Annotated in this window: 14 protein-coding genes and 1 other annotated feature; of the genes, 5 read left to right on the forward strand and 9 right to left on the reverse strand. The window is 38.2% G+C overall.

Going from position 1 to position 15,176, the window contains the following annotated elements:
• Positions 1-138: 138 nt before the first annotated feature.
• Entirely contained in the window at positions 139-831 is a 693-nt protein-coding gene (locus tag LGQ02_RS16135) for a hypothetical protein (RefSeq protein ID WP_226515367.1), read from the reverse strand.
• Between the two features lie 287 nt (positions 832-1,118).
• Here LGQ02_RS16135 and LGQ02_RS16140 point away from each other — a divergent pair, with 287 nt between their 5' ends.
• Positions 1,119-2,393 carry a BaiN/RdsA family NAD(P)/FAD-dependent oxidoreductase gene (locus LGQ02_RS16140; RefSeq protein ID WP_226515368.1) on the forward strand — a complete coding sequence of 425 codons (1,275 nt, stop codon included), beginning with the start codon at positions 1,119-1,121 and terminating at the stop codon, positions 2,391-2,393.
• Positions 2,394-2,534: 141 nt separating this feature from the next.
• Here LGQ02_RS16140 and LGQ02_RS16145 read toward each other — a convergent pair whose 3' ends face one another.
• The 7 genes from LGQ02_RS16145 to LGQ02_RS16175 form a co-directional block, all read right to left on the reverse strand.
• Positions 2,535-2,699: a hypothetical protein gene (locus LGQ02_RS16145; RefSeq protein ID WP_226515369.1), complete on the reverse strand. Its 165-nt coding sequence runs from the start codon at positions 2,697-2,699 to the stop codon at positions 2,535-2,537.
• Positions 2,700-2,891, reverse strand: a complete 192-nt coding sequence (locus LGQ02_RS16150) for a hypothetical protein (protein ID WP_226515370.1) — start codon at positions 2,889-2,891, stop codon at positions 2,700-2,702.
• A 237-nt stretch (positions 2,892-3,128) separates the two neighbouring features.
• A complete protein-coding gene (locus LGQ02_RS16155) occupies positions 3,129-3,296 on the reverse strand; it encodes a hypothetical protein (RefSeq protein ID WP_226515371.1) in 168 nt (55 codons plus the stop codon).
• Between the two features lie 595 nt (positions 3,297-3,891).
• Positions 3,892-5,373: an alkaline phosphatase gene (locus tag LGQ02_RS16160; protein WP_226515372.1), complete on the reverse strand. Its 1,482-nt coding sequence runs from the start codon at positions 5,371-5,373 to the stop codon at positions 3,892-3,894.
• A 535-nt stretch (positions 5,374-5,908) separates the two neighbouring features.
• Positions 5,909-6,100 carry a hypothetical protein gene (locus tag LGQ02_RS16165; protein ID WP_226515373.1) on the reverse strand — a complete coding sequence of 64 codons (192 nt, stop codon included), beginning with the start codon at positions 6,098-6,100 and terminating at the stop codon, positions 5,909-5,911.
• Between the two features lie 186 nt (positions 6,101-6,286).
• Positions 6,287-8,704 (reverse strand): leucine--tRNA ligase, encoded by a 2,418-nt coding sequence (leuS, locus tag LGQ02_RS16170; RefSeq protein ID WP_226515374.1) that lies wholly within the window; start codon positions 8,702-8,704, stop codon positions 6,287-6,289.
• A gap of 125 nt (positions 8,705-8,829) precedes the next feature.
• Positions 8,830-9,086: a binding site (T-box leader), on the reverse strand.
• Positions 9,087-9,183: 97 nt separating this feature from the next.
• The gene (locus LGQ02_RS16175; protein WP_226515375.1) at positions 9,184-10,386 is read right to left on the reverse strand and encodes an MDR family MFS transporter; all 1,203 of its coding nucleotides are present in this window, start codon (positions 10,384-10,386) and stop codon (positions 9,184-9,186) included.
• A 180-nt stretch (positions 10,387-10,566) separates the two neighbouring features.
• Between LGQ02_RS16175 and LGQ02_RS16180 the strand changes: the two genes are divergently transcribed.
• The gene (locus tag LGQ02_RS16180; protein ID WP_226515376.1) at positions 10,567-11,685 is read left to right on the forward strand and encodes a GerAB/ArcD/ProY family transporter; all 1,119 of its coding nucleotides are present in this window, start codon (positions 10,567-10,569) and stop codon (positions 11,683-11,685) included.
• An 83-nt stretch (positions 11,686-11,768) separates the two neighbouring features.
• Here the strand turns inward: LGQ02_RS16180 and LGQ02_RS16185 are convergent, their stop codons facing one another.
• Entirely contained in the window at positions 11,769-12,137 is a 369-nt protein-coding gene (locus tag LGQ02_RS16185; protein WP_226515377.1) for a VOC family protein, read from the reverse strand.
• A gap of 309 nt (positions 12,138-12,446) precedes the next feature.
• On the opposite strand from LGQ02_RS16185, the gene ltaE reads away from it, so the two are divergent.
• Genes ltaE through LGQ02_RS16200 form a run of 3 tightly spaced genes read left to right on the forward strand, consistent with a single transcriptional unit; the run spans position 12,447 to position 15,022 of the window.
• Complete coding sequence (ltaE, locus tag LGQ02_RS16190; protein WP_226515378.1) at positions 12,447-13,469, forward strand: low-specificity L-threonine aldolase; 1,023 nt, start codon at positions 12,447-12,449, stop codon at positions 13,467-13,469.
• Between the two features lie 18 nt (positions 13,470-13,487).
• A complete protein-coding gene (locus LGQ02_RS16195; protein WP_226515379.1) occupies positions 13,488-14,453 on the forward strand; it encodes a tRNA modification radical SAM protein MnmL/YtqA in 966 nt (321 codons plus the stop codon).
• Complete coding sequence (locus tag LGQ02_RS16200) at positions 14,450-15,022, forward strand: tRNA 5-(aminomethyl)-2-thiouridylate-methyltransferase MnmM (protein ID WP_226515380.1); 573 nt, start codon at positions 14,450-14,452, stop codon at positions 15,020-15,022. Before LGQ02_RS16195 ends, LGQ02_RS16200 begins: the two co-directional genes overlap by 4 nt.
• Positions 15,023-15,176 lie beyond the last annotated feature (154 nt).

Below are 15,176 nucleotides of genomic sequence, written 5' to 3' on the forward strand. Positions count from 1 at the left end.
TTGCTATTAGACGAACAACAACACTAAAAGTAACACTTCAATTAAAAAAATGACATAAATAATTGATTGATTACAAAATTAAAAAGCTTTAGAGACTCTTCTCTCTAAAGCTTTTTTAGCGTCATTTAGTTTTCATACTTAGCTAATCTTCTCAAGGCGCTTTTCAAGTTGTTTCATTTTAAACTCATCTTTATTCATTCGTTCAAACTGCTTTAATTTACGTTTCAGTTTTGCCGGTGACCAAGTTATACCAGCGATCCCTTTTTGGTTTAAATACGAAGTGAAAAAATCAAGTTTTCCACAGTCATATTTACGTTCTTTTTCCACTGTTTCTAAATAACATTCAAACGCTTCAACAATTGTGGCATTTTCCGGTAAAAAATCGCCGTATTGTTCTAGACACTCGTGATAATTCTTTTCACGTAGTTTTGTGATAATTGTTGTTAAAAACTTCTCTTCATTTCCCTCAAGGCAAAAACCTTTTCGTTCTAGAAGACGTAAAAATACTTTTAGTTCATTATGGTAAAAAGAGTATGCCTTACGCATTTCTTTTGTCATATTAATATTTATGCTGACTGTACCTTCGGAGCGAGCGTGCAACATGTTAAAGATTGCTTTTGTCACTTCTGGTTTCAATAGGAAAGCAGGGTGTACTGTTTTCAAGTACTTCTCTACCTCTACATTCAAAAAATTTTGTTCTTGTTCTTCCTTGTTCATACTTTTTAATGAGGATAATTGTTCTTGCTCCGCATATTGAGCGATGCGTTGCTGTGTTTCCTCTGCCCACACAGCACGTTTTGCTTCAAACTTCTCTTTTAATGTTTGAAACATGTGCCTCTCCTCCTTCCATAAAAATCCTTATTTTGTTTTACACATGAAGTGTATCACATTGAGAAAAGGAATAAAATAGAGTTTTCGGAAAAAATATTGATAATTTTAATACTGATTAGCCCTCATCCTTATATTTAGGTTTAAATGACCATATTTGACACTATACTGTAATATTTCAGATAATTCAAACGAGTCATTTTCAGCTAATCCAAGGAAAAAGTTGAAGTAGCATGCTTGAAAAGAGTAAAATCAAAAGGAATATTATTAACGGATGGAGTTTTGTTCACATGTATGACGTAATTGTTATAGGAGGAGGCCCTGCAGGACTAATGGCCTCTGTAGCAGCAGGAGAACACGGAGCAAAGGTTCTTCTTATTGATAAGGGAAATAAATTAGGGAGAAAACTTGCGATCTCTGGTGGGGGAAGATGTAATGTCACCAATCGAGCCGATGTTGAAGAGATCATAAACAACATTCCAGGAAATGGCCGATTCATGTATAGTCCGTTTTCGGTTTTTAACAATGAAGATATTATCTCGTTTTTCGAGAACTTAGGAATCGAGTTAAAGCAGGAGGACCGTGGCCGAATGTTTCCTGTAAACGACAAAGCGATTACGGTCGTTCGCACATTACTCGAACGGGTAAGAACTCTTAATGTTGAATTAAAGACCAAAACAGAAGTGAAAGACCTGTTATTAGACCAGGAAAACAAAGTTGTTCAAGGTGTACAATTGATGTCTGGAGAAAAAATTGAGGCTCCTAATGTCATCGTTGCTGTCGGAGGAAAATCAGTTCCACACACTGGCTCAACTGGAGACGGCTACCCATGGGCGAAAAAAGCTGGTCATAAGATTACAGACCTATACCCAACAGAAGTTCCAATTACGGCAAACGACTCATTCATTAAAGATAAGTCTCTTCAAGGACTTTCACTGCGTGATGTCACATTAACAGTTATTGATCCGAAGAAAAACAAACCGATCAAAACGCATGAAGGTGATATGGTTTTTACTCATTTTGGAGTCTCTGGGCCCATTGCGCTTCGGTGTAGTCAATATGTTGTAAAAGTAAAACAAAAACATAAAGTCAATCGTGTACCAATGGAGATAGATCTGTTCCCTGAAAAACATGAAGATCAAATAATACAAGACATTGAAAAAACGTTAAATCAACAGCCCAAAAAGGCAATAAAAAATGCGCTAAACGGATTCATCCCAGAGCGTTTGATCCCAGTCATGCTTCATCTATCAGAGATTAATCCACTAACAGTAAAAGCGGAGATTTCCAAAGAAAAGATGCGAAAATTATCGTACCATTTAAAACACTTCCCGCTCCATGCAACGGGGACATTATCGATTGAAAAAGCGTTCGTAACTGGCGGAGGTGTATCAGTAAAAGAAGTGAAACCAAAAGAAATGGAATCAAAATTTATGAAAGGTCTATTTTTCTGTGGTGAAGTTCTTGATCTTCACGGCTATACAGGTGGATACAACATCACCGTTGCCTTTTCAACCGGATATACCGCTGGACGATCCGCTGCAATGAATCAATGGGAATCATAATTGTCGAGACTATCAAACGATTGGAAAATTAAAAGACTTCATATGCGAGCTAGGTGATTAACCGCCTTAGCTCGCTATTTTATTTGATATGGGATTACCCTTGTTTTAGAAAAGATAGAGAACATCCCTAAACACGAATTTTTAAATAAAAAACAATATAGTGATTGCAAAAATAATCATAGTCAACAATAAAGATTTTATTAAAATACCCTTAGCTTTTTCTCGAAGTTTCTGAACTTTTTCAACACTGTTTATCCTTTCAATTCCATCACCTATATTATGCGTACCACGCACAGCAAAAATCACTCATGTTTTCTCCCTTGCTGCAAAAAACGATAGAAGACAAAAGAATATCGACACAAACAACAAGATATATGTATAAGATTCAACATCGACTTGGTTCAACCAATATGTCATAAAAACAGTAGTAAATAAAAAACTCCCTGATAGTAAATAACGTAACAATTGTCCACTTCGATTAATATTAGCTAGTAACAAGAAATGCACCTCTTCTGACACCTTTTTTCGTTTTCCTATAACTTTAAAGTTCCCAGAAGGAGACCTTAAAAACCACAAAAAATTAATCGTAACAATAACGCATATAATTAGAAAATAGGATAACTAAAACATAAAGTTCTAGTTATCCTGCAATATTCAGTCAACACGCTGAGCTCTCCACTGTTATTAAATCCCATACCGTCACCAAATCATAGTGATATCATTTTAAGATTCGGTTCATTCATCGTCGTCTTCTTCTTCGTCATATTCTTCATCGTCTTCTTGTTCTTCTTCAATTGGATCATCCCCTTTTTCGTCAGTTTTTTGATTAGGGTCTTCTGGAACACAAGCTGTAATTGCAAAGATTAAATAAGTTAGAAATAGAAAACTTAAAATTCGTTTCAAGATTTTATATCCTCCTTATATTCTTGAGGTATTTTCTATATTATCTTTTTAATAGGCTTTGTTAAAGGCTAGTGTTGATTTTACAAAAATACACTCGCTTGCCGTGGGCAAGGCTTCAGCTAATCGGGGAAAACATCCCGATGGATCTTCAGCACTTGCTTTTCCCACAGGCGTCTCGTGATTTTCAAAAATCAACAATGAAGATTAACAGAGCCTTTAAGGCGAAGACAAAGGCGTAGTTGCACAAGCTAATACATCTTGAATCAACTACGACCTGCGACGAGTAACCGCAGGAGCAACGAGCAATACCTCCACGAATAAGCTCCGAGCTACGACGAGCAAGCATAGCGGCGCAGGAGCACCGAGCATTCGCTTCTCCGAATATTCTTCGAGCTGCCTCGACGCATCATCTTCCAAGAAGTGCTTGAAGAGGAAGAGGCACTAATCTATCGACAATAAATTTACAAATTATGATATTTCGTTTCATTGCGAAAGAAACGAACTTATGAAATTGATTCATGTAAATAGTGAAAAAGAGAAGGATAACTAGTCAAAAACTACTAGTTATCCTCCTTTTTAATATAAAAATTAGTTGTTATTCAGCTTCTTGAAGTTCAAATTCAAAACCACTTATTTCAGCAACCATTCTTGGGATTTCAGTATTATCAAGTACACCATTAAATTTTTCAGCGCCTACACCCGTTGCGAACACCGGAACCATATTTCCAGTATGACCGCCAGTTGCACTTTCTTCTCTCACTTGGCGATCCATCACACCAGCTCGGTAATGGTTCGCAATAATACTTCCTACTTCCCAACCAATTTCGTGTGCTAAAATCAGGCGTCCTTCAGGATCGTCGTTATCCCATACATTTTCTTGGAACTCACTAATTTCTTCCTCTGTTACTTCAATATTTGCATACTCTTGAAGTACTTCACGAATGCTTGCAGCAGTAAAGTTTCCTGTATCTTCATCGATCTCTAATTGTTGTGAAATATACTCCGGCGAGACGCCAACTTCTTTTAGTGCTTCAATATCCATTACCTCAGAAGCTGCGATCCCCATCGTTTCATGGTCAGATAAAACAACAACTAACGTTTCACCATCCTCTTCGGCCCAATCTACAACAGTCTCGACCGCATTATCAAATTCTACTGTCTCTTTCCAAATCCCAACAAAATCTGCTGCGTGAGAAGCGTGGTCAATTCTAGCTCCTTCTAGCATTAGGAAAAAGCCATCTTCATTTTGTGATGCAATTTCTATTGCTTTTTCAGACATTTCAATTAATGTCGGCTCTTCACTATCTCTTACTTCTCGGTCACTTACGTAATTCATAAAAGATGGGTTGAATAAACCTAAGAGTTTCGAGTCAGCGGCAGGCTCATAATCATCTAACTCTTCTTGATTCCGAACAATGTCATAGCCTTCGTCTTCAAAGTCTTGAAGTAAGTCATTCCCATCTTGAGCATCAGGTAAAAAGAAGTTTTCTCCACCACCTAATGCAATATCATACTGACCATCAAAGATATGCCGTGCAATTTCATCTTGCCCTGAACGGTGCTCAACTTTTGCAACAAACCCTGCAGGTGTTGCATCTGTTACCGTGTTCGTAGAGACAATCCCAACTGTTTTGCCTTGTTCTTTAAAAATATCGATGACACTCGTTAACTCATCGCCATCTGGTCCTACCCCAAGCATCCCGTTATTTGTTTTATCACCGTTTGCTAAAGCTGTCCCTGCTGCTGCTGAGTCAGTAACAATGTTGTCTGCAGAATATGTTCTTGAAAGTGCGACGTTAGGTAGTGTTTCCATAAACAATTCGCCTTCTTTTCCATGCTCGAAGAGACGGGCAACCTCCATTTGGCCCATCCCCATTCCGTCACCAATCATGACAATGACATTTTTAGGTTGTGGAGCTCCGGCTTCTTCCCCTTCGCCTTCTTCAGCTTGCTCTTCTTCTATACCATTGTCTCCTGTCACATCTTCTGTTTGATTTTGATCTTCTTCTGGCGCACACGCTGCAATTGCAAAAATTAAACAAATTAGCATAAGGATCCGTAAACTCTTTATTAACATTATAGAACCTCCTTCAATTATGTAATATTTTCTATATTAGCTTTGTTATAAAATAAAATATTATTCTTAGAATGACTCAAAAAATTGTTAAAAGAATTAGTAATAATGAAATGCAAAATTTTTTTATCCTAAAGAAAACTTGGCTTATCGCCAAGTCCTAATGGCGAAAGCCTTAGTTGCCGTTATACTTTAATCCTTTAGCAAAGTTAAAAATTCTTAAAGTGTAAAGAAAACTCGCCTATTGGCTAACCTCTATGGCGAAGACAGAGGCGTAGTTGCGACCCACAAGATGTGCTAGCACCGGCGTTCCTACAGGACGTCGGGTCTTAAGCCGGTAAGCCTTACTTTACACATTAAAATTTTAGACATTCTTAAAGTCTAAAAAAGGATAACTAAAACATTCAGTTCTAGTTACCCTTCAAAAATTCAACGATTATTTAACTTATTTTCCATACTAAATAGATGATCGACCTTCATTTATCCTATTCACATACCCGTCACCACTCATGCCGATAACATTTTTTAGTTCGGCTTATTAGTCATCATCTTCGTCATCATCGTCATCGTCATCTTCATCTTCGTCATCGTCATCTTCGTCATCTTGCTCTTCTTCAATTGGATCATCACCCTTTTCTTCCGTTTGTTGATTAGGGTCTTCTGGGACACATGCTGCTATTGCAAAAATTAAATATAGTAGAAATAGAAATTTGAAGGTTCTTTTCAACATATCAAGCCCTCCTTACTGTATGTAATATTTCTATATTAGCTTTGTTAAAACAGTCGTTATTATTCCATGTAACTATACTTTTATTAGATGTTCTTAAAGTCCCCTAACTCGGACCAAGACTACTAACTGTCCTCATGCAAAAAGAAAAATGCCCTCCAAATTGAAGGGCATTCATGAATCATTTATTTAATTTGCAACAATATTTACAAGTTTTCCTGGAACAGCAATAACTTTTCGAACAGTTTTGCCACTGATTTCTTCTTGGACTTTCTCAAGAGCAACTGCTTTTTGCTCCATTTCTTCTTTTGTTGCATCTTTGGCGATAACAAGCTTTGAACGGACTTTCCCATTAACTTGGACAACAATTTCTACTTCGTTTTCGACAAGTAAGGTTTCGTCGTACACTGGCCAAGATTGATAAGTGATTGACTCCGTATGTCCGAGACGGGTCCATAGCTCTTCAGCAATATGAGGAGCGACTGGTGAAAGAAGCTTCACGAACCCTTCTAGTTGTGATTTAGAAAGTTTTTCTTCTTTATAGGCTTCGTTAACAAATACCATCATTTGTGAGATGCCTGTGTTAAAGCGAAGCTCTTCAAAGTCTTCCGTCACTTTCTTTACTGTTTGATGGTACGTTCTCGTCATTGATTCGCTTACTTCATCGTCGACAATCACAGAATTCAACTCATCACCATCAGTGACAATTAATCTCCAAACACGATCTAAGAAACGACGTGCTCCATCTAATCCTGTTGTACTCCATGCAATCGATGCATCCAGTGGACCCATAAACATTTCGTAAAGGCGAAGCGTATCAGCACCATGTGACTCAATAATGTCATCAGGATTTACAACATTCCCTTTTGACTTACTCATTTTCTCGTTGTTTTCCCCAAGAATCATCCCTTGGTTAAACAGCTTCTGGAATGGCTCTTTCGTTGGAACAACCCCAATATCATATAAGAACTTATGCCAGAACCTCGCATATAACAAGTGGAGTACAGCATGTTCTGCTCCACCAATATAAATGTCGACTGGTAGCCACTTCTTTAGTTTTTCAGGATCTGCTAATTGTTCATCGTTATTTGGATCAATGTAACGAAGATAATACCAGCAACTTCCTGCCCACTGTGGCATCGTATTCGTTTCACGACGGCCAATTTCTCCTGTTTCTTTATCCTTTACATAAAGCCACTCTTCGTTATTCGCTAATGGGGATTCCCCTGTTCCTGCTGGCTTAAAGTCATCCATTTCTGGAAGGGTAAGCGGCAGTTCTTCTTCTGGAACAGGTTTCATCGTCCCATCTTCAAAGTGAATGATTGGAATTGGCTCCCCCCAATAACGTTGACGGCTAAATAACCAATCACGAAGGCGGTACGTGACCTTTTGCGTCCCTTTTTTATTCTCTTCTAACCATTGAATCATTTTCTTAATTGCTTCTTCATTTTCCAGACCATTAAGGAAATCCGAGTTTACGTGTGGACCATCACCAGTGTAGGCTTCTTTTGATAAATCTCCACCTGAAACGACTTCTTTAATAGGTAGGTTAAATGTTTGTGCAAATTCATAGTCGCGTTCGTCATGACCTGGAACAGCCATAATCGCTCCAGTTCCGTAGTTGACAAGTACATAGTCTGCAATCCAAATTGGCAGCTTTTCACCCGTGACTGGATGAAGTGCAAATGCTCCAGTAAATACACCTGTTTTTTCTTTCGCAAGCTCTGTTCTCTCTAGATCACTTTTCGTTGCAACTTTTTGTTTATAATCGGATACATCTTGCTCTTGCTCAGACGTCGTAATTTTCTCAACGAGTATATGCTCTGGGGATAGAACAAGATATGTCGATCCATATAGGGTGTCTGGACGAGTTGTAAATACCGTGATCGTGTCGTCTGTTCCATCGATATCAAAGTGAACATCTGCCCCTTCAGAGCGGCCAATCCAATTACGTTGCATATCCTTTAAGCTTTCTGGCCAGTCAAGGTCATCAAGGTCCTCTAATAGCCGATCAGCATATGCTGTAATTTTTAACATCCACTGCTTCATCGGACGACGTTCTACTGGGTGTCCGCCACGTTCGCTCTTTCCATCGATAACTTCTTCGTTGGCAAGTACTGTACCAAGTGCAGGGCACCAATTCACGGCAACTTCATCAACATACGCAAGACCTTTTTCATAAAGCTTTAAGAAAATCCATTGCGTCCATTTGTAATAGTTTTCATCTGTCGTATTTACTTCGCGGTCCCAATCGTAAGAAAAACCGAGTGCTTTAATTTGTCTTCTGAACGTGTCGACATTTTGTAGTGTAAATTCACGTGGATGGTTTCCTGTATCTAATGCATATTGCTCAGCTGGAAGGCCGAACGCATCCCACCCCATCGGATGCAAAACGTTATACCCTTGCATTCGTTTCATACGAGACAAAATGTCTGTTGCGGTATATCCTTCTGGATGACCTACGTGAAGGCCCGCTCCTGAAGGGTATGGAAACATATCCAATGCATAAAACTTCTCTTTCGTTGCATCTTCTTCTGTTTTAAACGTTTTATTTTCTTCCCAATGTTTTTGCCACTTATTTTCTATGGCTTGATGGTCAAAGGCCATTTTGTAAAACCTCCTTGAATGTTCATTTCTCTTTTCATATTAAAAGCTGTCTTAACCAATCAATACTTTGTCAATGTTGATGATAAGTGTTAAAAAAATAAAAAAACCTCCCATCCCAAGCATTGACAAGGGACGAGAGGTTGATTATCCTTCCCGCGGTACCACCCGAATTAACACAAAATTCGTGTTCACTCATTAAACCTGTAACGTCGGTGAAACGTCAAAAGGTACGTTAAGTATCATTCGAAATTTTTCTCACATTTTGAACACTGTTCCCTTTTGCAATTCAAAGGCGAGTTCATGAGTATCGAGGTTAACTTCCACCAGCCGTTAACTCTCTGAGGCTCGACAATTCATTACTACTCCTTATCATCATCTTTATTTCAAATTTACTAATTACTTTGTATTCTATGCACGTAAATGCCTGATGTCAAGGCTTTTTCATATCTTTGCCAAATCTCTTGTCAAATAAACACGATTTATGATGCTTGTGCTTCTGGTCTCTCAAATGTTTCTTTAATATTCCGATCAAATAATGTCGTTGAAATAAACGGAATAATAAATAAAACAACTAAAACATAAAACAGTACAGTCATCCCAAACACGTCTGCTAAAACACCACCAATGAATGGCCCTAACAGCCTCCCTCCAGTACCAACACTATTTACAATTCCTTGATAGAAACCAGCTTTCCCTTCTGGTGCAAGCTTATGGGCAATCGTCGGCACAGCCGGCCATACGAACATCTCACCAATTGTTAAAATCACCATTGCAACGACAAATGCCGTAAACACTTCAGCTTGTGATAGGACGAGATAAGCGACCATAAAAATCGATACGCCGACATAAATTTGTGCTTTTAATGAATGGACCCAGCGCACGATGAAAAATTTAATGAACGGCTGACAAAACACAATCATTGCCCCATTAATGGTCCATAGAATGCTATATTGATTTAATGGAATGCCTAAATTTTGTGTATGAACACTAATTGTCGTTTGCCATTGTACGTAAGCAATCCAACAAATTAAAAAGCCAATACATAGAATAATTAAAGCATGAAACCTCTTTTTATTTTCAACAACTTGTGACTGCTCAAATACGTTTGAAGTTTGCGCAGACACGTCTTGATTCACTTGTAAGTTTCTAAAAAAGATAAAAGCTAGAATAAAAAACGACAAATACATAATTCCATTGCCAAAAAACACAAAATCAAAGCGATAACTTGCTAATAGCCCCCCAAGAGCTGCTCCTGTTGCAACACCAACGTTTTGTGCCACATACATCGCATTAAATGGCCTTCTGCCACCTTCCGGCCATAGCGACCCTGCCATCGCGTACATACAAGGAATCATCATTCCTGCACCGAATCCAAGGCAAACTAGGAGAATCACATAAGCTATGATCGAGCTATGCAGCCATGCTAGCATAAAAGCACTGCTCAAGGTAATCGTCAGACCGCTCATAATTGTCTTATAACCGCCTATACGATCAAAAAGCTGACCGCCTATTAAATTTCCAATTACCCCTGCTCCCGCATTAAACATAAGAACCGTTCCTGCCACAGTCAACGTTTGTCCGAGCTCCTGGCTCATATAAATCGTGTTTAAAGGCCATAAAAAAGAGGCCCCTGTGACATTAATGGCCATGCCAATAACGAGAATCCATATAGCTCTAGGCATGAGCAGAATCCTCCCTATCCATTCTATTTCGTCTCTCTAAGTAATTTTAGAGGATGAGTGTCGTTTTCGCAATCTATTTTTTCCCTAAAGTAGTTGATGGATAAAAGTTTTCTACATCATTTTTGGATAAAAACACATTAAAATACAAAAGCTTAGGGAAAACGTTCAAAAGGGGATCTTATGAAGCAAAGTGAGTACTCTATTTCAGCAGTCGAACTAGGTATCGTGCTGATTTCTACAATCTTAGGTATCTCTCTCCTTATTATTCCTAGACATCTCATCGAACAAATAGGAACTCCAGATGGTTGGCTTTCGATCATTATATCAGGAGCCATTATGATGCTACTCATTTATATTTATTCAAATATACAAAAACATTTTCCAGGTCAAACGCTTATACAATTTTTTCGTAATGGAAGTTGGGGAAAATGGGGGTCAAAACTATTTAGTACATTCATCATGATATATTCTGTATTAATAATGGCCGTTGTCATTCGACTCTTTAGTGAAACCATTCAATTTTACTTATTAGATAAAACACCTCTAGAAGTGGTGGTAGCTTCCATGTTACTAATCACCTCTTACGGTGTATCAAAGCGTGTTCAAGGAGTGGTCCATTTACATTTAATGTTCTTTCCTATTATCACGGCTGTATTATTGTTTGTCCTCGTTGCAAATATTACGGAGGTTGATTATAGACATCTACTCCCTATCTTAGGTGAAGGCGTCCTTCCTGTGTTACAAGGCATTCCTGCAACAACGGTACCATTTATTGGTGGCGTCCCTATTTTATTTATCTTTATGGCCTATATGAAACAAAATGAACTGAAGCCATTAGTTATTAATGGCTTGTCACTTATGCCGATATTTTTATTCACTGCAATCGTGACCATTTGTTACGGTGTACTAGGTTTAGAAGTAAATAATTACTTAACGTTTCCTACGATGGAGATTGTAAAAGAAATAGAAATCCCCGGCGGTTTCATAGAACGCTTAGATCCATTATTTCTTACTATTTGGATTTTAGCGATTTATGGAACGTTACTAAGTATTCATTTAATCATGATCTTAGTGCTAGAAGATGAATTAAAGAACAAAGGGAATAAATTTTATACACCATTGATTATTATCTTAGTTTTTTTAACAGCTTTTGCTCCTTCATCAATCGTTGAAGTAGAAAAATTAGGTGGAATCGTCGGGATACTTTCAGTTATCTTGACTGTTACAGGCATCTTCTTTGGTTATATTACGATCAAGTTGCGCTCACGAGCACAAAAAAAGAATAAAAAGATCTCATAAATCTTGACACCGACTATCCCTCACCATTAGATTCCATTTAATCCCAGATGCCTAGCGAATGGGATTAAATGGAATCTTCATTTTTATATCCACTCTAGTATTTCAAGCCTATTACCAAATGGATCATCAACGTAAATACGATTTGCCCCTGGTAGGTTGCCATCCTCTTTAAACATCACATTGCATTTTTTCAAATATACTTTTAACTCTTCAATTTTTTCGATTTCAAAGGCTGGGTGGGCTTTTTTGGCAGGTGAAAACGGGTCCTCAATTCCAATGTGAATTTGAATGTTTCCAGACTTAAACCAGACACCCCCACGTTTTTTTAATGGTTCTGGTTTTTCGATTTCTTCAAATCCAAGTACATTGGTAAAAAATTCACGCGCCTGATGCTCAGAACCTTTTGGTGCTGCTAATTGGACATGATCAATCGCTTTAAATGTATATAACATCCAGCTTCTCCTCCCTATCCATTACATTAATTGTCATCTCTAAGTTTAACAGAAATCCATACTGAGCTCTTAAAAAGTTCCAGGTATTAACAGGCGACATCTACATGTAAATCCCCCGTGGTTTATGGATCGATTTCTACAAAACATTCTTGAACTAAATAACTTAGAGAATCGTGAGTAATTATTAATAACATTAAAGGATGGTAATATTTAGGGTTCACAATTCTTTCAGTTTGTTTAGTCTTTTCACGCTATGTAGTGAGTGCTACACTTAATATTAACGACTATTTAGGAAAGAGTGATGACTCGATGATCGATTTAAGAAGTGATACGGTTACAAAACCAACAGATGAGATGAGACAGTTAATGGCTAACGCTGATGTTGGGGATGATGTATATGGCGAAGATCCGACTGTAAATGAATTAGAAGCATATGCAGCTGAAATGCTTGGAAAAGAAGCTGGGTTATTCGTAACGAGCGGAACACAAGGGAATCAGGCAGCCATCCTCGCTCATACGAGACCTGGTCAAGAAGTGATTATGGATGATGAATCTCACGTGTTTTTATATGAAGGAGCAGCAGCTGCTGCTTTTGCCGGGGTACAATCTAGAACCTTGCCACATGATAGAGGACAAATCGACCTAGAACAATTAGAAGCAGCAATCCGTCCTGAAGACGTTCATTTTCCAGAAACAGGTCTTATTTGGTTAGAAAATACTCACAACCGTAGCGGTGGTTCTGTTCTTCCACTTTCGTATATGATGCAAGTTCAACAAATTGCAGAAAAGCATAACATCCCAGTCCACGTTGACGGCGCTCGTTTATTTAATGCAGCTGTGGCAAACAATGTTTCAGTAAAAGAACTTTCAGCATGTGCAGATTCTGTACAATTTTGTTTATCAAAAGGCCTCGGCGCTCCGATAGGCTCAATGTTAGTTGGAGACAAATCGTTTATTGATACAGCAAGGAAAAAACGTAAAATGTTGGGCGGAGGATTAAGACAGGTTGGCGTGATCGCAGCTCCTGCTCTTCATTCATTGAAAACAAGCATTTATCGCTTAGCAGAAGATCATGAACATGCAAAAATGCTCGCAAAGGCTTTTGAAGACCATACCAAACTAGCCCTTATAAATGATGTAGAAACTAACATTCTTTATGTTGATACTACACCAACGAATAAAAATGCCGATGAGTGGCTAGAGCTTTTAAAAGAACATGATATTCATGCAAATGCCTTTACATCAACAACAATCCGATTTGTCACACACCGCGATATATCAAAAGACGACATTGAAAAAGTGATCAATACATTAAAGCAAATAGAAAGTTGAAAGGAAGTTTAACACCTAATGAATGAACAACATCCCCCCCTATCTTTCGGGGAAAAAAGATACCACACATGGAATTCTCATTTAAAAAGAACGTTTGGTGAAAAAATCTTTAAAGTCCCATTAGATGCTGGTTTTGATTGTCCAAATCGCGATGGAAACGTCGCAAGTGGTGGCTGTACATTTTGTAGTGAGCGTGGCTCAGGAGACTTCGCTGGTAACCGCAAAGATGATCTTGTCACTCAATTTACAACAATTAAAGAAAAGCTCCATAATAAATGGAAAAAAGGAAAGTATATCGGTTACTTTCAAGCGTATACAAATACGTACGCGCCTGTTGAAGAACTGCGTGAAATGTTTGAAGTGATTTTAGAACAAGAGGACGTCGTCGGCCTTTCCATCGCGACTCGCCCTGATTGCCTTCCTGATGACGTCGTTGAATACTTAGCTGAATTAAACGAACGAACGTACCTTTGGGTAGAATTAGGATTACAAACCGTCCACGACCGAACAGGTGACTTAATTAATCGAGCACATGATTACCAATGTTATGTTGATGGAGTAAACAAATTAAGAAAACATAACATTCGTGTATGCTCTCATATCATTAATGGTCTTCCACTTGAAGATTACAATATGATGATGGAAACTGCTCGAGAAGTTGCAAAGCTTGACGTTCAAGGAATCAAGATTCACTTACTGCATTTATTAAAAAAGACACCGATGGTAAAACAATATGAAAAAGGGATGCTCGAATTTATGAGTTTAGACGAATACGTCAAGCTCGTCTGTGACCAACTTGAAGTGATCCCCTCATCAATGATTGTCCATCGATTAACTGGAGATGGTCCAGCAGATTTAATGATCGGCCCAATGTGGAGTTTGAATAAATGGGACGTATTAAACTCGATTGACCATGAATTAAAACGCCGTAACAGCTGGCAAGGAAAATATTACAACGCACAAAAGGAGGTTCCATCAAAATGAAGCTTGACGGAATCCTTCCTTTTGCCCGAACATTATTAGAAAAATCCGTTCCTGTTAATGGTGTTGCAATCGACGCCACTGCTGGGAATGGCCACGACACCGTTTTTCTCGCAAAACTGGTTAAAGAACACGGTACTGTATACAGTTTCGATGTTCAAGAGCAAGCGATTGAAAAAACAAACCAACGAATTCAAGAGCAAGATGTAAAAACTCAAGTTCAAGTCATCCATGATGGTCATGAGAACATTGACTTGTATTTAAAACAAGAACATCAAAACGGGATTAACGGGGCCATTTTTAACTTAGGATACTTGCCTGGTAGTGATAAGACTGTTACGACAACCCCTGATACAACAATTGAAGCGATCGGCAAAATTTTAAACGAGTTAAAAAAAGAAGGTATTCTCGTTTTAGTCGTTTATCATGGTCACCATGAAGGGAAAGTAGAAAAAGATCAACTACTCCCCTTTGTTCGTAACTTGCCTCAAGAGGACTATCACGTGTTAGAATACCAATTTACAAACCAAAAAAATGATCCACCTTTTATTATAGCAATAGAAAAAAGATAAGATCGACCTGAAGTGAGCCTAACTAAGCTCGCTTTTTTTATACTTTTGGCTCTTTTCGCATAGATTGTTGTTTTTAAACAATATTTTTAGCTTTGTTACGCTACAAGCGGACGCTTTCACCTCTAGGCACAAGTGCGACATCTGGGCACAAGCG

The organism is Bacillus shivajii, from assembly GCF_020519665.1.
In the GTDB taxonomy this organism is placed as follows: Bacteria; Bacillota; Bacilli; order Bacillales; family Salisediminibacteriaceae; genus Bacillus_CA; species Bacillus_CA shivajii.